The sequence below is a fragment of the Desulfovibrio sp. SGI.230 genome, assembly GCF_050313065.1.
Taxonomy (GTDB): domain Bacteria; phylum Desulfobacterota; class Desulfovibrionia; order Desulfovibrionales; family Desulfovibrionaceae; genus Desulfovibrio.
Genome location: NZ_JBNPKS010000003.1, coordinates 140154 through 160207, shown reverse-complemented (window position 1 = coordinate 160207; position 20054 = coordinate 140154). Strand labels below are relative to the sequence as shown.

The window sequence follows — 20054 nt, the reverse complement described above, 5'->3', positions numbered from 1 at the left end:
GATTTCTTACCCCGGAGAAAGCATGCGTCTTGTCCCAAGACTGCTGATACCCCTTGCCATGGGCCTGCTGGCCCTGAGCGCCGGTTGCGCCTCCCATTCCGGGTCCGGCTCTTCCGGTTATCCTGAAGAATCCTGGTATGCGCAGCGCCAGCGCGCGGCGCAGGAAGCCCGCTTCCGCCGCTCCTATGAAGCCGTTTTCGATGAAAGCGCCGAGGAGGGCGGTCCCCGGCAGGCCAAGGCCGTGCAGGTGGCCCGTTCCGCCATCGGTACCCCCTATGTGCCCGGCGGGCGCAATCCCGGCGGCTTCGACTGCTCCGGCCTCGTCCAGTGGGCCTACAAGAGCGTGGGCATCAACCTGCCGCGCACGGCCCGGGAACAGTCGGCCGTAGGCAAGCGCATCACCCGCGTGGAAGACATGCGCGCCGGTGACATCGTGGCCTTCCACCATCCCCGCCGCGGCTACCATACCGGCATCTATGTGGGGGACGGGAAATTCGTCCACAGCCCCCGTCGCCGGACGCGCGTGCGCATCAACAGCCTTGACGACCCGTATTTCAGAACTACCTTCATGGGAGCCCGGCGCGTGGAAGGCAGCGACGCCTTCAGTGCCGAGGAACTGCGCATGGCCGCCTATGCCGAAGAGCAGGCCGTGCGCGAGATCTCGCACAGCCGCAGCAAGAGCAAGGCCGGTGTCAGCCAGAAGAGCTCGCGGGACAAGAAGAGCAGCGTCAAGAAGAACAACAGCCGCAACAAGAGCAAGAGCAGCGTCAGCCGGAAGGACAGCAGCAAGAAGAGCAGCGTCAAGAAAAGCAGTCGCAGCAAAAGCAAGAGCAGCGTCCAGAAAAAGAGCAGCAGCAAGAAGAGCTCCGGCAAGCAGGGACGCAATACCAAGAAATAGTTCGTCCTTTCGTCCGCAACGGGAGGGCGGCATGACCCGGGCCCCGGGCCCGGCATATACGGGAGTCGATCATGCTTCCTCTCATGAGCCCCCAGGATGTCAAAAGGAAACTGGAAGCCGGCGAGATCCGGCTCGTGGACATACGCGAACCTGATGAAGTGGAGTCCCTGCGCATCGAAGGCGCGGAGATCGCCCCCCTGTCGGTCATCCGCTGGCAGGATTTCCGCCCCGTGACGGACAAGCCCGTGGTCTTCACCTGCAACTCGGGCCGCCGCACCAAGAACAACAGCGACCTTCTGGAACAGCTGGCCGCCGGTGAGGCCTGGCAGATGGAAGGCGGGGCCACGGCCTGGGACAAGGCCGGTCTCCCCGTGGTGCGCAGCCGCCGCAGCCTGCCCATGTTCCGCCAGATCCAGATCGGCGCGGGCGGCATGGTGCTGCTGGGCCTGGCCCTGAGCCTTGCCTGGCCCCAGTGGCTCTGGCTGAGCGCTTTCGTGGGCGCGGGCCTGGTCTTTGCCGGGGTGACGGGCTTCTGCGGCTTGGGTCTTTTGCTGGCCCGCATGCCGTGGAACAAGAAATAGTCTCCGCGCAGACAGATTTTCCCAAAGGGGAAGGGCGCTCCTGTCAGGGGGCCCTTCCCCTTTCGTTCATATCCTTCATGATACACAGACGGCCCGTACGGGCGTTTTCGGAGGCGGCATGACCATCCCCTGCGCACTGCCCCGCAGCCTGCAAGCCTATCGTTACCATCCTGCGCCGTCAGCCTCTTCCCGTCCCGTGCGGGGACGGCTGGCCCCCAGCCCCACGGGCTACATGCATCTGGGCAATGCCTGGGCCTTCCTTCTGGCCTGGCTGGCGGTGCGCAGCGCCGGAGGGACGCTGGTCCTGCGTATGGAGGACATCGACCCCCAGCGTTCGCGTCCCGAATATGCCCGGGCTCTGGTGGAGGATCTGCGCTGGCTGGGGCTGGACTGGGACGAAGGCCCGGCCGTGGACGGTGCCATCCCGGACGCGGGCGACATGGCGGAGGAGGGCCCGTGCGGCCCTTATTTCCAGAGCGCCCGCGCGGCCCTGTATGATGCGACGCTGGATGCCATGGACCGTGCCGGGCTGGTCTATCCCTGTTATTGCACCCGCAAGGAGCTGCGCCAGCTGGCCGGAGCCCCCCATGTGGATGATGCCGGGGCCCCCTATCCCGGAACCTGCCGTCATCTGAGCCCGGAAGAACGGCGCCAGCGCGAGGCACAGGGGCGGCGTGCCTGCCTGCGCCTGCGCTGCCCCGAGGGACGTTTCCATTTTCAGGACGGCCTGCTGGGTGAGCAATCTTTCACTCTGGAGGACTGCGGCGGCGATTTTGCCCTGCGCCGTTCCGACGGCGTGGTGGCCTACCAGCTGGCCGTGGCCCTGGACGACGCCCTGATGGGCATCACCCAGGTGGTGCGGGGCCGCGACATACTGACGTCCACGCCGCGCCAGCTGGCCCTGCTGCGTCTGTGGGGCTTCGAACCGCCCGCCTATGCGCACATCCCGCTGCTGCTGGACGGACAGGGGGAGCGGCTGGCCAAGCGCCATCAGAGCCTGGGGGTGCGCGAGCTGCGCCGCCAGGGCGTCGCGGCGGCGGAGATCGTGGGCGTGCTGGCCCGTCTGGCAGGCCTGCGCCCGGACATGCGACCGCTGGCGGCAGCGGATCTGCTGGCGGATTTCCGGCTGGAGCGCTTGCCCCGGCAGGACGTCTGCCTGCGGGACCTGCCCTGTGTGCCGGACTGGCTGCGGCCCCTGTGCCTGCCCTGCTGACGGGCGGATTTGTCTTTTATGAAAAAAAACGCTATCTTTAGCTTTTGAAATTTTCTTGCCCGTTGTCGGGCTGGAGGCAATATGAGCAAGGTTCTTGATAAGGCCTTTCTTGAAAGTGTGTTCCCTCCGGAACGCACTGAGGCTTTTTTCGACGCACTGTTCGGCGGCGCTGAGGAAGGCGCTTATGACATCGTTCTGGTCTGCCGCTCCGAAGGAGAAGGGAAGGCGGAACTGGCCTTTGAGCTGCATCAGCGTCCCGGAAAATGTCTTGCCTGCAATCTGACCTATGGACTGCCGCAGGTCTTCCAGCGCCATCCCATCCTCAATGTGGCGGGCGTGGCCCGTGCCGTGGCGGAAAAACTGGGCTGGCCCGGCGACAAGGTCCGCTGGTGGCTGGGCCATACCGAGGAAGTCAGCCGCAGCCTGCACGTCATCCCCCTGTATCTGGAAAGGACTGCGGACTGATCCCGGGGCCGGGCATATTTCCGCTTGACAGTCCGGCCATATTTTGACACAACAAGCCGTCCGCCAGCTTAGCTCAGTTGGTAGAGCAGCTGATTCGTAATCAGCAGGCCAAGAGTTCAAGTCTCTTAGCTGGCTCCATAAAAAATAAGCCCTTACGGAAATCTCCGTGAGGGCTTTTTCGTATTCGCGGGATTGTCCCCAACGAGTGTAGCCGAGAGTTGCCCGGCGCGGCAAACGGCAGCAATTTGCACGCTAGATTGTAATTGTAAGATATGGCAGATTTTTGGGGCTTTGCCCCCCGGCTTCGTTCGGCGTTATCGGCCCGGACCGGCAGGGAGTCTGCGGAATTCAGGCGTGTGCCGCAGTCGATCTTCCCCTGTGGGATTTTGTATCCGTCTGCGGGTGCACGATTTTCACTTCCTCGGGCGTCTGGCCTACGAATTGGGGCGTATCCGCATATACATACTCCCAATGGGAGAGGGGTAGTTTTAGACTTGATTCGACGGTTGTCAGTTGGCCCTCTCCGTACGATTCGTCAGGCTCAGAGAAGTGCAGAGACTCGTGAGGCTGCCGGAAAACGGACAATACGGTTCGGGCGAATAAATAGGGCATCGGCGTGAGGGATACGGGCCGATGGCGGAAGTCGAAAAGCCGTTCCTTGCGTAATGGCTACGAGGAGCGGCTGTCTTTGTGGATTCGATAACCGCATAATCCGTCTTTTCCATCGATGTGTTATAGAACGGCGGTAGCTTGTTGCCGTGCGTTTTTAGTATCCGTTGGATAGGCTCTTCGGCTGCGATGTCGACAGAGGGCCTTCACATGAGGTAACTCCGGAGGTGGTCCGTATACCCCGGCATTCTGTCGATGTCGTAGGTTCCCTACCGGTGTTGGCGGCACGGCCGATAAAAGGCATGGCGGAATCGTGGATACGCCGGTCTCTCTCCTCGGGAACGATTCTTGCTTCAACTTGCGGTCATCGGTATGGTGGCGTTATGGATAGATTTTCGCCTCAAAAACGAAGTTCCGTTATGGCGTGCGTCAAAAGCAGGGATACCGGGCCGGAAAAGTTCGTACGTTCTCTTCTGCATGCGATGGGATATCGTTTTCGCCTCTACCGCAGGGACTTGCCGGGTACGCCGGATATCATCCTCCCCAAGTATAGGACCGTGATATTCGTTCATGGTTGTTTTTGGCATCAGCATGACGGTTGCAAGCGGGCGAAACTTCCGACAACGAATACGGATTTTTGGCAAAAGAAATTGACGGCGAACAAAAAGAGGGATGCCCACATTGCAGAGGAGTTGGCAGAACTCGGCTGGAGGGTCCTCGTCATTTGGGAATGCGAGCTGAAAAATCGGGAAGCCTTATGCGAATACATCAGACAATGCCTGCCGAACGAGCGGAAATACTCTCTTGCGCCGCATATGGGGGAATCTCACCGATGAAATCCACCGGAGACGCCGCGTGCCGTCGGATTACGGCCATAGATCTTTTTTGCGGCGCCGGGGGCTTTTCGCTTGCCGCCCGCAATTTGGGCATCCATGTGCTTGCGGCGCTTGAAAACGACCCGAACGCCTGTAGCTCCTATTGTAAATATTTTTCCAGATTTCCGTCGCCTCCCGTGATGTTAGAGGGGGACATCCGCGATATTTCGCCGGAAAAAATGCTGGCGGTTCTTCCGGAGGGAGCCGTGCCGGACATCCTGATGGGAGGGCCGCCGTGTCAGGGCTTTTCTTCTTTGCGCCTTAAGGATTCCGGCGTCAAGGATCCCCGCAATGAGTTGCTGATACGTTATTTCGATTTCGTTCGCGCTCTGCGTCCCACGGCGTTTCTTGTGGAGAACGTCGTCGGTCTGTTGTGGCCGCGGCACAAGCACCATCTTGAAAAATTTTATGCGGAAGCCGCGTCGGCCGGCTACGACGTTTGTCCGCCCGTCGTACTTAATGCGTGCGATTACGGTGTTCCGCAACGCAGAAAACGCGTCTTTATTCTCGGGTGGAAGGATAAAATGCCGTGCAACCCGACGTGGCCGCCCGCGCCCACCCATTGCAACCCGGCCTCTCCTATTCCCGGCCTGGCGCCTTGGCATCCCGCTGCGGAAGCGTTTCTCCATCCGGCGCCGCAGGGTGATGCCAACGACGTCCATATGAACCATGGAGAGGCGCTGCTGAAGGTTTTTCGCTCCACGCCTCCCAACGGGGGCAGCAGAAAGGATTCCTGCCGAGTTCTCCCGTGTCACGAAAATCATGACGGGCACAAGGACGTATACGGACGCATCGATCCCTCGAAACCCGCGCCCACCATGACCACGGCTTGCATCAATCCTTCCAAGGGGAGATTTCTGCACCCAACGGAGCATCATGGCATAACGGTGCGTCAGGCCGCACGCCTGCAGACTTTTCCCGATGACTTCATTTTCACCGGGGGGGTGATGAGCGCCGCCAGACAGGTAGGCAACGCCGTTCCCATAAGGCTCGGGGAGGCGGTTTTGCGGTCGATTCTTTCCATGATAACAGATAGTCGCAGGTGACATATGTCCATCTCCGCAGCATTTCAAACAAGAGCACGGGCCATCGATCATCTCGGACGCGGACAGATAGCGGATACGCCCACCGCCGTCAGCGAGTTATGGAAAAATTCCTACGATGCCTACGCCCGCAACGTGGCGCTACATATTTTTGATGGGGTTCCCCCTCTTGCCGGCATCTACGATGACGGCTGCGGCATGAGTCTCTCCGATCTTCAAGAAAAATGGCTCGTCGTGGGGACGGAAAGCAAGGTCGGAAAAAACGTGCCGCCGGAGGAAATGTTCGGGTTGTCACCGCGTGTGCGCCTCGGAGAAAAGGGCATCGGCCGTCTTTCCGCGGCCTTTCTATCGCCGGTGACGCTGATCGTCACCAAAAAAATCCGGCGTCCCTACGCCGCGCTTCTTGTGGACTGGCGTTTTTTTGAAAATCCGTTTCTGCTTATTTCGGACGTTCATTTTCCCCTCGCCGAATTCGGCGGTCTTGACGAGTTCCCCGGCATTATCAATCGGCTGACGGAGGGGATGAAAAGCAATCTGGCGGATGCGGATGTTCGCACCCGAGATGCCTGGGAGAGGTTTGCGGAACTGGAGCGCCGTAAATCTCCCGAAGAAACGACGACCGAAGAGCGCATCCTCGCCGTGCCGTCCGATCTTCATCTCACGTGGGATCATGTGCTGCCCTGGTGGCGTTTGTTGCAGGCGAATCCGGATTCGGACAAACACGGTACGGCGCTGTTCTGTTTCGACTGCAACAACGAGCTGCGCAGCTGGACTTATCAAGGTCTGGACAATCCGGATATCGAGGCGACCAGAGGCAGCATGCGGGAGACGCTCGTCAACTTCGTCGATCCTTACGATGTCGCAAAAAACGACTTTTCCTATGAGCTGGTGAGCCATCTGGGCGACCGGGTGTTCGCCGCCGTCTCCTCTCAGGATGCCTTCACGCTGGAGGAACTGCGCGAATGCGAGCATTGCATTGAGGGAGAGTTCGACAAAAACGGCGTTTTTTCCGGGTGCGTTAAGGCGTTCGGTCGGGATCGGGGCGAGATGATCGTCCCGCCGTCGGAGCTTTTGTCGTCTTCCGGAAGGGAATATGTCGGCCCCTTCAAATTTCGCTTAGCGACCATCGAGTTCGACAAGAAAAACACCACGCACTCCGACGAGCAGTTTGAAACCATTCAAGCGAAGCTCGACAGCTACGGCGGGATTTGTCTTTACCGTGACGGTTTGCGCGTCCTGCCCTACGGGCGCGCCGACGGCGATCTTTTTCTGCTGGAAGAACGCCGAACCAAACATGCCGGCCGCGAGTTCTTTTCCTATCGGCGTTGTTGCGGCGGAATTTTCATCTCCGCCGAAAACAATCCGAATCTGAAGGACAAGGCCGGTCGCGAAGGTCTTGTGGCCAACAAGGCGCGCCGGACATTCGAGCGCCTCGTCATCAACCTTCTGATGACGGTGGCACGCAAATATTTCGGCTCCGATTCGGACATCCGCAAGTCGGAGCTGCCGGGAATCCAGCAGCAGCGACAGCTGATGGCCAAGGAGGCGGAAAAGGCTCGAAAGCGCACGCGTTCCGTCTATAAAAAAGCCTTCCGTCGCGTCGCTCCGCGAATGAGCGAGGCCGAAAAACAAGCCCGGGCCCTGCAGGCGGAACTGCAGCACGCCGGAGACTCGGCGGAGCGGGAACAACTTCTGCGGCTGAAAAAAGAACTCGACGCGCTCGAAGCGTTGAAAGGAGAGCTGCGTCTCCCCGTTCGGCCGTCGCGATCCGGCATCACGGACGACGACTATCGCCGCTATCGTGATGCCTACGTGGAATTCTGCACCATCCTCTCATCCATGAAAAGTCGTATGGCCTTTTTCGAGGCCTCCGGCCTGCTGGGCAGCCCCCGCGAAGTTCTGTTCAAAAAAATCCAGAGCAACGAAGCGCGGCTCTCCTCCTTCATATCAAAAAAGTTGCAACGTATCGATCGGCTTACGGGCGACATTGCCTCTCACTGGCGCGGTCTGGGCGAAGAAGATCGCAAAGCGTACAGAAAGAGAGCCCTGCCCGTCTTTGAACGATTCGATGCGGACGGTCGTTTCGAATCTGCTTCAAGCGAACTCGACGCCGATTTTTCGAAATTGCAGACTGTTTTCCAGCAAAAATACGATCCCATCGTCGACGGCCTGGAGCAGTTGGCGGAGCATATCCGGTTGGGCGACGCCTTTCAGGCCATCGATGAGCGTAATCAGCAGCTGGAAGAAAAAATGGAGATGCTGCACTCCGTGGCGCAGCTCGGCATCACGGTGGAAATCATCGGGCACGAACTGGAAGCGTTGGAGTCCCAAGTGCGGCGTAATCTGGACGCCATGCCGCGCGAAGTGCGTAATTTGCGTACATACAGAGAGGTTCGGGAAGCGCATAATGCGCTGGTGGATCGCCTGCGCTTCCTCTCGCCTTTGAAAAAGAACTCCTATCGCAACAAGCTGGAGATAACGGGACTTGAAGTGGAAGAGTATGTACGGCGCTTCTTCGGCGGGATTTTCAACGCAGAACATATCGACTTCGCGGCGACGGACGCTTTTCGCGCAATGACCATCGTCGATCTTCCGTCCCGTATTTATCCGACCTTCATAAATCTGGTGAACAATGCTCTTTACTGGGTCGGACAAAAAAGCCGGCGCATCATTCGTCTTGATTACAGAGACGAAAAAATATTCGTCTCCGACAGCGGTCCGGGCGTGGACGAGGACGACGTCGAGCACCTTTTCCAGATGTTTTTCACGCGACGGCACAATGGCCGGGGCATAGGGCTTTATCTCTGCAGGGAAAATCTGCGCGCGGCGGGATACGATATCCGCTATGCCGGCAAAGACGATCCGCATATCCTTGAAGGCGCAAATTTTATCATTGAACGCAGGAGACGCTGAAATGTCGATGACGGGCAAGGACGCTGAAATGTCGAAGATGGATGATGCCCCTGAAACGCCGATGGCGGATGAGGTCGGAAGCAAAATCAGGGAGCTGACACGCGAGTTCCATATCGCTTCCATCAGGAGCGTCGTCTTCATCGACGACGAATTCCCCACTCTTGAAACGCTGCTGAAGGGGAAAAACGATACCGTTGCGGACGCTGAGGTAAAAGACGTCGCCGGGATGACGGACCCCGACGCACCGCAGTTCACGACCTCAACGACCTCCGCCACCGATACGGAGAGCGGCGCAGGTTATACGGCAACCCCGGCTGAGGATAATCGCGTTTTGCAGCTCGTCGAATCCTGTCACAGAAAAGGACTGCTCGTGGATATTCTGAACGACTATCCTGCGGGTAAAGATTTCTGGAAGCGGGCGGACTTGCTGGTGCTCGACTACCGTATCCACGACAGCGAGCAGAAAACCATCGATGCTTTGCGGGAGTTGTCCCGGGAAAAAGGCTTCAAGCCGGTAATCATCTATACTCATGACGGAGCAGAGGGGGTGGCGGAGCATATTCACAGCGAGCTGACGGGAAGAAAAAAAGATGGTGATAAGGACAACATGCCGACGGGGGAAGGAAATGATGATTGTCCTAAGCAAAACTCGCTGAACGACGTCCCATGTTTTCGGTATAACAACCTGTTCATTGTCGTTGTAAAGAAAAATAATGAGGGCGTCTCCCGGGCAGAGGAAGGCGTCCTTCGGGGCGCGACCATCGACACACTTCTCGAAAAGCTGGAAAGAGGTCTACTCAAAGATCCGCCTTCCCCCATGAATATTCTCGCATGGATCATCGCGGTCGATCTGCGACGCCATATTCACGAGAATATAGATAAAATGCTTCCGACGAATGAAGACAAGGCGTCCGCTCTTTTCGCCGCCATTCACAATGCGGGAGACACGCGGAGTCGGGAAGGAGGCCTTCTTGCGCTGGACAAGATCCTGGGAGTGCTTTTTCGCAAAGCCACCTCATCCCTGTCCGATGACACACAGACGGCGCTTACGGGACTGCTGGCATGTATCGGAAAGGAATGCGGAGGGGAAAATTTTGGCTTCGTTCATGGGCTGGAAAAGGCCTTTGCCAATAAAGGGGACGATCCCTATGCCCATTTGAACAAATTCATCTGCAACGAACCGGATATTCCCGACAAAGTCACGACAGGAACCATCTTCTCCACAGAGGATTCTTCCAACTATTATGTCTGTGTTTCTCCGGAATGCGATCTCGCCAGGGACAAATGGAAGAAGTTATGCTGCGTCAGTCTGACCCCCTGCGGCGAAAAAAAACTAAAGGATTTAAACAGCAATAGATATATACTGTTCAGCGCCGACGGTTCCGTAAAGGTTGCCCTCGTCGATCCCCTGAGCATTCAACTACATGACTTTTTTTTGCAGGAGGATGCTTCCCTCTATTACAGAATGCTTCCTCCCCAGTCGGGAGAGGATGAGCCGAAGTTTGAGGGGGTGAAAATTACTATCGTCGCGCAACTGCGGCCGGAATACGCGCATCGCCTCATGGCCAGGGTGGGAGCGTGGCACAGCCGTATAGGGCTGGACTTCATCGAGAAGCCTTCCGCCTGACGTCGAAAAAAACATGCCTCGCGCGGCGAACATGGAGACTTGCTGGACGTTTCGCCCATTTCCGGTCGCCGCCGGCACGGACGACGAACGTCGGGTCGCGGGATGGCGTACGTCTGAAAAACGCGTCAAAGGCGGAAGAAATATCCACCCGAGAGAAGGGGGGAGATGATTACGCCCCGATTCTAGGTGCATAGTCCCAATATAAGCGGGGGTGGCTCTACATGGGGAATCCAGGCTTTTCTGTTCGCGTCTTCAAATTCCACCGGCCGGTCGAACGGGCCATAGCCGGGACGGCGATCATCGGAAAGTAGAACGCAGGAAAGGTCGGGCGACTCCGAATCCATATCAATCATCGTGACCTTTTCCTTGCCGTATCAGATACCGATATGTGACAAATAGCTCTGTGCAATACCTCGCCTTCCTTTCAAAGGACATTATGGCAGAATTCCTTGGCGTATGACCATGAATATTCATAATATGTAGTTAACTCCGGATAGTACGGAAAAAACGAGCCCTGCCTCACAGATCCATCGAAAATATGGCTGTGCTACGCGGGGAATTCTCCGTCGGTCGATGTACTCGGCCATAGGCAAATAGTACTAGGAGGAAAAAAGCCTATGCTGGGAGCCATCATCGGTGACATGGTGGGCAGTCCTTACGAGTTCCATCCGTGGCAGGGGGCTGCGGAGGCCTTTCCTTTGTTTTCTCCCTGTTCCCGTTTCACGGACGATACGGTGATGACCGTGGCCGTGGCCCGGGGGCTGATGCAGGCCTACGGGCAGGAACAGGCCTGCCGGGAGGCCTTCATCGACGCCATGCACGAATATGGCCGTGCCTACAGCCGGGCGGGCTACGGTCAGCGTTTTTTCCGCTGGATCGTCACAGGCAGCCGCGAGCCGTACAACAGTTTCGGCAACGGTTCGGCCATGCGTGTCTCGCCCGTGGGCTGGGCCTGTGACAGTCTGGAAGAAACGGAGCGTTATGCGGCCCTGAGCGCCTCCGTGACGCATGACCATCCCGAAGGCATCAAGGGGGCCTGCGCCACGGCCGCAGCCATCTTCCTGGCCCGGGACGGTGCCGGGCGGGATGCCATCCGTGACTATGTCTCTTTCCGCTACGGGTATGATCTGGCCCGCAGCCTGGCCGAGATCAGGCCCGCGTACCGTCACAAGGAGAGCTGTCAGGAGTCCGTCCCCGAAGCCATCATCGCCTTTCTGGAAAGCCGTTCCTTCGAGGAGGCCGTACGCAATGCCGTCTGGCTGGGCGGCGACAGCGACACGCAGGCCGCCATCGCCGGGAGCATAGCCGAGGCTTTTTACGGCGGTGTGCCGCAGGATCTGCGGGAGGCGGCGCTGGCCCGCCTCGATGACCGTCTGCGCGGCGATGTGGCTGCCTGGTACCACTGGCTGTCGGAGCACAGGGGCATCCGGCTTGACAGGAAGGCCGATCCTGTTCAGGAACAGAAGACAGCCGTATCCGCAACAGGGAGGGACATCATGGAGACCATGCCGAAAGCCGGGATGACAGGGCAGTGGGAAACGACGGTGGAAGAAGGGCTGCTGGCCGCGCAGGTGGGCAGCGGCGAGGTCCGGGTGCTGGCCACGCCCATGATGATCATGGGCATGGAACGGGCCGCCATGGAAGCTGTGCGTCCCTGCCTGCCCGAAGGCATGACCAGCGTGGGCACCCGTGTGGACATCAGCCACATGGCGCCGACCCCCTGCGGCATGAAGGTGCGCTTTGAGGCGAAGCTGACGGCGGTCTCGGCCAACGGGCGCGGCCTGACCTTTGCCGTGGCTGCCTATGACGAAGTAGGCCCCATCGGAGAGGGCACCCACGAGCGCGTGGTGGTGGACAGGGAAAAATTCCAGAGCCGCGCCCAGACCCGCGGCAAGCATGAATAAAATGAAATATTGCGCTATCTTGCTGTGCTGCTTCCTCTGGGGGGCCGTGCCCGTCCTTGCCTCGCCCCTGGGGGCGGACAGTTTCTTCACGGTGGACATCCCCGAGGGCTGGACCATCGAGGCCCAGGACAAGGGCTCCGTGACCATGCTTTCCCCGGATGCCGGCATCATGGTGAGCCTGGTGACGGGCCTCAACGGTACGCGCAGCCGCGCCGACATCGTGGAGGAGTACCGCAAGATGCTGGATGCGCCGGATGTCCGGCCCCGGGCCGATGATGTCTACGAGATGCAGGGCCATGCGGGGAACATCCCCATGCGGGGCGTGCTGGCTCTGGGAGCTGACCGGCATGTGCTCGTCCTGCTGGCCGGGAAGGTGGATGATGCCCAGGCCCAGGCCATCGTGGATTCGCTGGCCCTGAAAAAATAGCCTGCTTCCGTACCGCTTCCTGCTGGGGCGGGACAGCGATCGCAGGCGCAGGTGGACTGCTCTTGACGGGGCAGGAAAAGACCGTTTGTGTAAAAAGACCGTCGTCCTTGGGATGGCGGTCTTTTTTTATGGCAGGAAGGCCCATGTGCGGCTGGTTCCGTCAGGTGGCGGCCCGTGGGAGAGAGGGCGGGCTCGGGCCCGGGGCATGTCTGCTGCCGTCTCATATGCAGGAGGACGTGACGGGCCTGAGGAAAGGGACGCAGCGTCTGCGGGACGGGAGCGCGTTGCAGGGATAGGGGAGGCCGCAGGGGCATCCGTGGCCGGAAAAGCCGTTGTCCTGCGGAAAGGCGGCTCCCCGGCCCCTTGTGGGGCGTGTGTAATGGGTATATGCTCCAAAGATTCCGCCTGCCTCTGGCGTGAGCAGGCGCACCGTTTTTACAAGGGATGTTTTCCATGTCGAATCATAGCGAGTACCTGAACAAGGTGTTGTTGAGCCGGGTCTACGACGTGGCCGTCGAGACCCCGCTGGATGAGGCCGTGAGCCTTTCCCGCCGCCTGGGCAACCGCGTGCTGCTCAAGCGGGACGACCTGCAGCCTGTGTTTTCCTTCAAGCTGCGCGGCGCCTACAACAAGATGGCCCGTCTTTCTCCCGAAGAGCTGCGCCGCGGCGTCATCGCCGCCTCGGCCGGCAACCATGCCCAGGGGGTGGCCCTGGCCGCCCGCCGTCTGGGATGCGAAGCCGTCATCGTCATGCCCGTGACCACGCCCGCCATCAAGGTGGATGCCGTGCGCCGTCTGGGCGGACAGGTGGTGCTGTTCGGTGAGTCTTTCAGCGATGCCTGGCGGCATACGCTGGATCTCATCAAGGAGACCGGCTACGTGTTCATCCCGCCTTTTGACGATCCCGATGTCATTGCCGGACAAGGCACCATCGGCATGGAGATCCTGCGTCAGCATCCCGACCCCATTCACGCCATTTTCGTGCCCATCGGCGGGGGCGGACTTGCCGCCGGCGTGGCCGCCTATGTGAAGAACCTGCGGCCCGAGATCCGCGTCATCGGCGTGGAACCCGTGGACTCCGACGCCATGCGCCGTTCCATCATGGCCGGGCATCGTGTGGAGCTCAAGGACGTGGGCCTGTTCGCCGACGGCGTGGCCGTGAAGCTGGTGGGCGAGGAGACCTTCGCCCTTTGCCGCGACCTGCTGGACGACATCATTACCGTGGACACGGACGCCATCTGCGGCGCCATCAAGGATATCTTTGAAGATACCCGCGTGGTGGCCGAACCGGCCGGTGCGCTGGCCCTGGCCGGTCTGCGTGCCTATGCCCGCGCGGGCAACCTGCGCGACACCACCCTGGTGGCCGTGGTCAGCGGCGCCAACATGAATTTCGACCGTCTGAGCCATGTGGCCGAACGGGCGCGCTTCGGTGCCAACCGCGAAGCCCTGCTGGGCGTGACCATCCCCGAGAAGGCGGGCAGCTTCCGCCAGCTGGTGCAGGCCATCAGCAGCCGCAACATCACCGAGCTGTGCACCCGCTTCGCCGACCCGGTCAACGCCCATGTGCTGGTGGGCATCGACATCAAGAACAGCGACGAGGTGGCCTCCGTGCTGGAAGACCTGCGGGCTGCCGGTTTCAGCGCCTGCGACCTTACGGACAACGAGCTGGCCAAGCTGCACCTGCGCCATATGGTGGGCGGCAACGCGCCCCAGGTGCACAACGAACGCCTGATCCGCTTCTTCTTCCCCGAGCGGCCCGGTGCCCTGCTCAATTTCATGGACGCCATGCGCGTGACCTACAACTTCACCCTGTTCCAGTATCGCTACCACGGGGCGGACTTCGGCCGCGTGCTGCTGGGGGTGGAAGTTCCCGAAGAGCGGCGCGAGGACTTCGAGGAGTTCCTGGCCCGCGTCGACCGTATGGGCTACCCGCATGTGGATGAGACCGACAACCCGGCCTACAAGATGTTCCTGGGCTGGCATCACGACAACTAACTGATGCCGGTCTGCACGGACAGACCATGATGCTTGTCGGGAGGCCGCTCCTTCGGGGGCGGCCTCCTGCTGTTCACAGGCTCCGGAGATCCCGGCGGCAACAAGGAGAGCACGGGAGGGCTGAGAGAGACCCGGCAGCGCGGCTCCTTTGCGGACTATCCTGATGCCTGCATCGTCCCTCCCCGGGCCGGGGGAGCTTTCTCCGCCTGTCCCTGCCTTCCGGGCCGTCGTCATTGACAAGCCGGGACAGTTGGCCGAACATGGACAAAACCGGTATCGTCAACTTTTTACCGTCTGGCAGGACGCTATGATTCGTATTCAGGAAATTCTCGACAAGGTGGCGGCCAACAACCATGATGCCAATCTGGAGCTGATCCAGAAGGCCTACGTGTTCGCCGCCACAGCTCACGCGGGGCAGACGCGCCTTTCGGGCGAGCCCTATCTGTCCCATCCGCTGGCCGTGGCCTATACCCTGGCCGACATGGGCTTTGACGAGCCCACGGTGGCGGCGGGCCTGCTGCACGATACGGTGGAAGACACCGGCACCACCATCGAAGAGATCGACGACAAGTTCGGCGAAGACGTGGCCGACATCGTGGACGGTGTCACCAAGATCAGCATGATCGTCTTCGAGAACAAGGAAGAGGCGCAGGCCGAGAACATCCGCAAGATGATCCTGGCCATGAGCCACGACATGCGCGTGCTGATGGTCAAACTGGCCGACCGCCTGCACAACATGAGCACCCTTGATTTCCAGAAGCCCCACAAGCAGCGCCGCATCGCCCAGGAGACCATGGACATCTACGCGCCCCTGGCCAACCGTCTGGGCCTGTACCTGCTCAAGCGCCAGCTGGAGGACCTGAGCTTCAAATACCTGCGGCCGGACATCTACAACCAGATCGACCACTGGCTGGACGCGCATCAGGTGGTGGAAAAGCAGATCATCGAAAAGGTGGTCTCCCTCATCCAGGATCTGCTGGCTTCCAACGGTCTGGAAGGGCAGGTCTACGGGCGCATCAAGCACAAGTACAGCATCTACAAAAAGATGCAGTCCCAGTCCCTGACCCTGGACGAGATGCACGACATCATGGCCTTCCGCGTGCTGGTCAAGGACATCCGCGACTGTTACGCGGTGCTCGGTCTGGTGCACTCGCAGTGGAAGCCGGTGCACGGGCGCTTCAAGGACTATATCTCCATGCCCAAGGCCAACGGCTACCAGAGCCTGCATACCACGGTCATCGGGCCCGAGGGCGAGCGCATCGAGATCCAGATCCGTACCGAAGAGATGCACCGGCAGGCCGAACACGGTGTGGCCGCGCACTGGCTGTACAAGGAAAAGGGCCGGGTCAACTCCAAGGACCTGGAACAATTCTCCTGGCTGCGCGAGATCTTCGAGCGCCAGGGCGACGAAGCGGACTCGCGCGAGTTCATGCATTCGCTCAAGCTGGACCTGTTCAAGGACGAGGTCTACGTCTACACCCCTGCCGGTGACGTGAAGGAACTGCCCGAAGGCGCCACGCCGCTGGACTTCGCCTTCCACATCCACAGCAAGGTGGGCCATCATTGCGCCGGGGCCAAGATCAACGGCCGCCTCATGCCGCTGGGCACGCCGCTCAAGAACGGCGACATCGTGGAGATCATCACCGATCCTTCGCGCAACCCCAATCGCGACTGGCTCAAGATCGTCAAGACGGCCCGCGCCCGCAGCCGCATCCAGCGCTACCTGCGTACCGAGGAACGCGCCCATGCCCTGGCCCTGGGCCGCGACATGCTGGAAAAGGAAGGCCGCAAGGTCAACCTCAATGTGGCGCGCGCCCTGAAGGACGGCCAGCTGGCCATCGTGGCCCAGGAGATGAACTTCGAGAACGTGGACGAGTTGGTGGCCTCGGTGGGCTATGCGCATATCACGCCGCGCCGTGTGCTCAACAAGCTCTATGCCGTCCTGCATCCCGATAATGCCGCAGCCGCGGAACCGGCCACGCCCACCATCAAGGAAAGCAAGGAAGCCGCCAAGCGCAAGAGCGACGGCGTGGGCATCTCCGGCTGTGACGGCGTGCTCATGCGTTTTGCCAAGTGCTGCAACCCGGTGCCGGGGGACCCCATCATCGGTTACATCAGCCGCGGCATGGGCGTCACCGTCCACCGTGCGGACTGTCCCAATGTGGCCAATATGGAGCCGGAGCGCCTCATCTCCGTGCATTGGGACGGCGAGGAGGAAAAGCCCTACGAGGCCGGCATCTTCATCCTGGCCCAGAACCGCAGCGGCGTGCTGGCGGGCATCGCCCAGCTCCTGGCCCTGCAGGGCATCAACATCACGGCGCTGTCTTCGCGGGCGCTGGTGGACGGCCGGGCCGAACTGCGCCTGACCGTGGAAGTGTGCAACGCCACCCAGCTCTATGATGTCATCGAGGCCATCCGCGGCCAGTCCGGCATCCTCGAAGTGGTGCGCGACACCGAAGAAGCCTAGCCCATCCCGCCCGGCTGCCGTGGCGCAGCCTTTCAGCGAACATACGCAGGGGACACCGCAAGGTGTCCCCTTTTTCGTGGGCCATCCCGCGACAGTTTTGGGCAACTATTTGCCAGGAACAGGTCTGTACCCGGCAGCCGGGGCGGCGTATCCCGGTAAGCACAGGACAAAGGTCCGTTGCCCGGACGGGATCTGCCGGAAAAGGGCGGAGCCTTCCGGCCTGCATCGGCGGGGAGCAGGAGGCATCTTTGCGTTGCGTTCCCCGGTATGCGGCAGCGGGCCGTCTTTCTCATGCCGGGGCATCCGGCACAACCGTTGAAGATATCGTGGGGAATACCATGGACAGGATGCAGAAAGCGGAAGCGTACAGGAAGGAATTGGGCAAGACGGGGGCCCCGGCACTGGCCGGGACGGATCCCGAACTGGCGGCTATCCGGGAGCGCCTGGAATACGGCGAGATCGCCGGACAGGGCTGCCTGGATGCGCGTCAGCGCCGCCTCATCACCCTGGTCGTCCTGGCCGCCATCCAGACGCCGGAGGAGATAGGGGAGGAGACACGGGCCGCCCTGCATCAGGGCGTGCGTCCCGAAGAGATCCGCGAGGCCCTGTACCAGTGCGCGCCCTATATCGGCTTCCCGCGGACGGAGGCGGCCCTGCGCCATGCGGATGCCGCCCTGGAGGCCGCCGGTATCGCCCTGCCCCTGCCTGAAGGCGGCACGGTGAGCGAAGAAGACCGCTTTGAAAAAGGCCTTGCCGTACAGACCGGTATTTTCGGGGATGCCATCAGCAAGATGCACGCTTCGGCCCCTGAAGGACAGCGGGAGATCCTCGTCCGGCATCTTTCCGCGTTCTGCTTCGGCGACATCTATACGCGCACGGGGCTTGATCTGCCGCTGCGGGAGCTGCTGACCTTCTGCATCATCAGCGCGCTGGGCGGCTGCGAGGCCCAGGTCAAGGCCCATGTGCAGGGCAATGCCGCCGTGGGCAACGGCAAGCAGCTGCTGGTGGATGCCCTGCTGCAGATGCTGCCCTGCATCGGCTTCCCCCGCACGCTCAACGCTCTTGCCTGCGTCAACAGCGTGCTGCCGGAGGCCTAGAGCACCGGGCAGGAGGATAGTGTCACCGCGCGCCCCGGCTGTGTTCCTGTTGCCGGGGCATGCGGGAATGACGGGATGGTCTTGAGGTCAGGAAGGGCGCGGCCCTACGAGGACGGGCCGCACCGGCGCGGAACAGGACCGGCCCGCAGGCGGATGACGCGGACGTATCCTAAAGGCCGCCCGCCCCGGCTTCGCCCAGAGGCGCAAGCGTGCGTTTCCGCTGGATGTCCCGGTGGGGCGGTTCGCCGAACATGCGTTTGTACTCCCTGCTGAACTGGGTCACGCTCTCATAGCCTACGGAAAGGGCCGCCGAGGCCGCGCGCATGTCTTCCATGAGCATCAGGCGCTGGGCCTCGTGCAGTCTGAGCTGTTTGAGGTATTGCAGGGGGCTCAATCCGGTGACGGTCTTGAAATGACGATGGAGCGTGGACAGGGACATGCCCACCTGCCGTGCCAGGCTCTCCATGCGTACCGGGGCCCCCAGATCCCGGCGCAGGATGGAGACGGCCTGCAAGACCTGGCTGTTCTGCGAGCCCTGGGCATAGAGTCCGCGCAGCACATGGCCCAGGGGCCCGATCAGCAGCAGATAGTGCAGCTCCTGCAGGATCATGGGGGCGCGGATGGCGATCTGCTCCGGCTTGTCCAGCAGCTCGGCCAGGCGCAGCACCGCTTCCAGGAATTCCGGTTCGGCATCCGCCACGGCGACGCCGGGGCCGTCTTCCTGCGGCGTTTTGCCCGCAGGCCGCATCCTGAGTATGAGGTCCGTCAGGATCTGCCTGTCCAGATAGAAGAAGAGGGAGAGGAAAGGCTGTCCGGGAGCCGTATCGAAAAAGGAAGACGAGCTGGGCATGTCGATGCCGGAGACCAGGAACTGGCCCCGCCGGAAGACAAATTCCTGCGAGCCGATGAGCGAGCGTTTGCTTCCCTGGACGATGACGGACACCAGCGGTCTTTCGAAGCAGCGGTCAGGTGCGGGCGGGTCCTCCCGCCGGACGAGCACCAGACCGTCGATGGGGCTGGGGCGGATCTCCGGGGCGGGGAGGTGCCGCATCAGGATGTCTTTCAGGGCGGCAAGGATATCTTCTTTGATGGACAGGGCTGAGGATGCCATGAGGACCTCCGGTTCGGGCTGCCTGTCCAGTGTAACCAAAAGACGGCAGGGAGAGAAGACGCCGCCAGTGGCGTCCGCGGGCAGACGGCACGACTGTGCAAGAGCGCCGGAGGGGATGTGTTTCCCCAGCCTCAGGAAGGCTCTGTCTTTGCCCTGCTGACGGGACAGGCACGGGGAGCGGTACACGGGCAGTCCGTCCGCGGCTGCCCGGCAGTGTGGCCGCACCTCCGGCGATACCGGCCGGGCGTGACATATAACGATCAACAAAAGGAAACGACCATGCAGGAAAACAGGGGGCCTTTCGCCCAGGGCGGTGCCAACACGGCCTATGCCCGCTACTTTGTCGGCAACAGTTACCTGAACATGCTTTCCACCGAAGGGGTCGTCATCGGTAACGTGACCTTCGAACCGGGATGCCGCAACAACTGGCATATCCATGAGGCCGCCAGCGGCGGCGGGCAGATACTGCTCTGCACCTCCGGGCGCGGCTGGTATCAGGAGTGGGGCAAGCCCGCACGCGAACTGCACGCGGGCGACGTGGTCCATATCCCCGCCGGGGTCAAGCACTGGCACGGCGCGGCCAGGGACAGCTGGTTCGTGCATCTGGCCGTGGAAGTCCCCGGTGAGGGCTGCCGCTCCCAGTGGCTGGAGCCTGTCAGCGAAGAGGAGTATGCCCGTCTGCCCTAGGCAGGAGCATCTTGCATCCGGTGCCCACGGCGCCGGATGAGCCTTCCGGCAGCCGCCGGAAAAAGGAGGCCGCCGCTGTTCCTGCAAAAACAGCGGCGGCGGAGTGCGCGCGGGAAGGAGAAGCACGCGCGGGAAAGGGGCG

15 protein-coding genes and 1 tRNA gene are annotated in these 20054 nt (G+C 61.0%); 15 read left to right on the top strand and 1 reads right to left on the bottom strand.

Annotated elements, in window-relative coordinates; translation table 11 throughout:
- Positions 1 to 22 precede the first annotated feature (22 nt).
- The 14 genes from ACQRAG_RS04550 to ACQRAG_RS04485 all read left to right on the top strand — a co-directional run bounded on the left by ACQRAG_RS04550 (position 23) and on the right by ACQRAG_RS04485 (position 18114).
- Positions 23 to 898, top strand: a complete 876-nt coding sequence (locus tag ACQRAG_RS04550; RefSeq protein ID WP_289615876.1) for a C40 family peptidase — start codon at positions 23 to 25, stop codon at positions 896 to 898.
- Positions 899 to 969: 71 nt separating this feature from the next.
- Entirely contained in the window at positions 970 to 1479 is a 510-nt protein-coding gene (locus ACQRAG_RS04545; RefSeq protein ID WP_006006353.1) for a rhodanese family protein, read from the top strand.
- A 118-nt stretch (positions 1480 to 1597) separates the two neighbouring features.
- A complete protein-coding gene (gene gluQRS / locus ACQRAG_RS04540) occupies positions 1598 to 2692 on the top strand; it encodes a tRNA glutamyl-Q(34) synthetase GluQRS (RefSeq protein WP_427803650.1) in 1095 nt (364 codons plus the stop codon).
- An 81-nt stretch (positions 2693 to 2773) separates the two neighbouring features.
- Complete coding sequence (locus ACQRAG_RS04535) at positions 2774 to 3157, top strand: hypothetical protein (protein ID WP_168934455.1); 384 nt, start codon at positions 2774 to 2776, stop codon at positions 3155 to 3157.
- Between the two features lie 62 nt (positions 3158 to 3219).
- Positions 3220 to 3295: transfer RNA gene (locus ACQRAG_RS04530), tRNA-Thr, on the top strand.
- A 773-nt stretch (positions 3296 to 4068) separates the two neighbouring features.
- Entirely contained in the window at positions 4069 to 4602 is a 534-nt protein-coding gene (locus ACQRAG_RS04525; RefSeq protein ID WP_427803649.1) for a very short patch repair endonuclease, read from the top strand.
- Positions 4599 to 5687, top strand: coding sequence for a DNA cytosine methyltransferase (locus tag ACQRAG_RS04520; protein ID WP_427803648.1), 1089 nt, complete (start codon positions 4599 to 4601; stop codon positions 5685 to 5687). Before ACQRAG_RS04525 ends, ACQRAG_RS04520 begins: the two co-directional genes overlap by 4 nt.
- 3 nt (positions 5688 to 5690) lie before the next feature.
- Complete coding sequence (locus ACQRAG_RS04515) at positions 5691 to 8597, top strand: ATP-binding protein (RefSeq protein WP_427803647.1); 2907 nt, start codon at positions 5691 to 5693, stop codon at positions 8595 to 8597.
- A 1-nt stretch (position 8598) separates the two neighbouring features.
- Positions 8599 to 10224 (top strand): response regulator receiver domain, encoded by a 1626-nt coding sequence (locus ACQRAG_RS04510; protein ID WP_427803646.1) that lies wholly within the window; start codon positions 8599 to 8601, stop codon positions 10222 to 10224.
- 617 nt (positions 10225 to 10841) lie between these two features.
- Positions 10842 to 12128, top strand: coding sequence for a thioesterase, FlK family (locus tag ACQRAG_RS04505; RefSeq protein WP_427803645.1), 1287 nt, complete (start codon positions 10842 to 10844; stop codon positions 12126 to 12128).
- A gap of 1 nt (position 12129) precedes the next feature.
- Entirely contained in the window at positions 12130 to 12555 is a 426-nt protein-coding gene (locus ACQRAG_RS04500; RefSeq protein WP_168934454.1) for a hypothetical protein, read from the top strand.
- Positions 12556 to 13008: 453 nt separating this feature from the next.
- Positions 13009 to 14550, top strand: a complete 1542-nt coding sequence (gene ilvA / locus ACQRAG_RS04495; protein ID WP_168934453.1) for a threonine ammonia-lyase, biosynthetic — start codon at positions 13009 to 13011, stop codon at positions 14548 to 14550.
- Between the two features lie 307 nt (positions 14551 to 14857).
- Positions 14858 to 17017: a RelA/SpoT family protein gene (locus tag ACQRAG_RS04490; protein ID WP_168934452.1), complete on the top strand. Its 2160-nt coding sequence runs from the start codon at positions 14858 to 14860 to the stop codon at positions 17015 to 17017.
- Between the two features lie 338 nt (positions 17018 to 17355).
- The gene (locus ACQRAG_RS04485) at positions 17356 to 18114 is read left to right on the top strand and encodes a carboxymuconolactone decarboxylase family protein (protein ID WP_427803644.1); all 759 of its coding nucleotides are present in this window, start codon (positions 17356 to 17358) and stop codon (positions 18112 to 18114) included.
- Positions 18115 to 18283: 169 nt separating this feature from the next.
- On the opposite strand, the gene ACQRAG_RS04480 is transcribed toward ACQRAG_RS04485, so the two are convergent.
- A complete protein-coding gene (locus ACQRAG_RS04480) occupies positions 18284 to 19225 on the bottom strand; it encodes an AraC family transcriptional regulator (protein ID WP_427803643.1) in 942 nt (313 codons plus the stop codon).
- Positions 19226 to 19504: 279 nt separating this feature from the next.
- Here ACQRAG_RS04480 and ACQRAG_RS04475 point away from each other — a divergent pair, with 279 nt between their 5' ends.
- Complete coding sequence (locus ACQRAG_RS04475; RefSeq protein ID WP_204673850.1) at positions 19505 to 19912, top strand: cupin domain-containing protein; 408 nt, start codon at positions 19505 to 19507, stop codon at positions 19910 to 19912.
- Positions 19913 to 20054: the final 142 nt, after the last annotated feature.

Excerpts from the sequence above, each read along its gene's own strand:
- ACQRAG_RS04550 (WP_289615876.1), top strand. The coding sequence starts at position 23 with ATGCGTCTTGTCCCAAGACTGCTGATACCCCTTGCCATGGGCCTGCTG.
- ACQRAG_RS04545 (WP_006006353.1), top strand. The coding sequence starts at position 970 with ATGCTTCCTCTCATGAGCCCCCAGGATGTCAAAAGGAAACTGGAAGCC.
- gluQRS (WP_427803650.1), top strand. The coding sequence starts at position 1,598 with ATGACCATCCCCTGCGCACTGCCCCGCAGCCTGCAAGCCTATCGTTAC.
- ACQRAG_RS04535 (WP_168934455.1), top strand. The coding sequence starts at position 2,774 with ATGAGCAAGGTTCTTGATAAGGCCTTTCTTGAAAGTGTGTTCCCTCCG.
- ACQRAG_RS04525 (WP_427803649.1), top strand. The coding sequence starts at position 4,069 with ATGGCGGAATCGTGGATACGCCGGTCTCTCTCCTCGGGAACGATTCTT.
- ACQRAG_RS04520 (WP_427803648.1), top strand. The coding sequence starts at position 4,599 with ATGAAATCCACCGGAGACGCCGCGTGCCGTCGGATTACGGCCATAGAT.
- ACQRAG_RS04515 (WP_427803647.1), top strand. The coding sequence starts at position 5,691 with ATGTCCATCTCCGCAGCATTTCAAACAAGAGCACGGGCCATCGATCAT.
- ACQRAG_RS04510 (WP_427803646.1), top strand. The coding sequence starts at position 8,599 with ATGTCGATGACGGGCAAGGACGCTGAAATGTCGAAGATGGATGATGCC.
- ACQRAG_RS04505 (WP_427803645.1), top strand. The coding sequence starts at position 10,842 with ATGCTGGGAGCCATCATCGGTGACATGGTGGGCAGTCCTTACGAGTTC.
- ACQRAG_RS04500 (WP_168934454.1), top strand. The coding sequence starts at position 12,130 with ATGAAATATTGCGCTATCTTGCTGTGCTGCTTCCTCTGGGGGGCCGTG.
- ilvA (WP_168934453.1), top strand. The coding sequence starts at position 13,009 with ATGTCGAATCATAGCGAGTACCTGAACAAGGTGTTGTTGAGCCGGGTC.
- ACQRAG_RS04490 (WP_168934452.1), top strand. The coding sequence starts at position 14,858 with ATGATTCGTATTCAGGAAATTCTCGACAAGGTGGCGGCCAACAACCAT.
- ACQRAG_RS04485 (WP_427803644.1), top strand. The coding sequence starts at position 17,356 with ATGGACAGGATGCAGAAAGCGGAAGCGTACAGGAAGGAATTGGGCAAG.
- ACQRAG_RS04480 (WP_427803643.1), bottom strand. The coding sequence starts at position 19,225 with ATGGCATCCTCAGCCCTGTCCATCAAAGAAGATATCCTTGCCGCCCTG.
- ACQRAG_RS04475 (WP_204673850.1), top strand. The coding sequence starts at position 19,505 with ATGCAGGAAAACAGGGGGCCTTTCGCCCAGGGCGGTGCCAACACGGCC.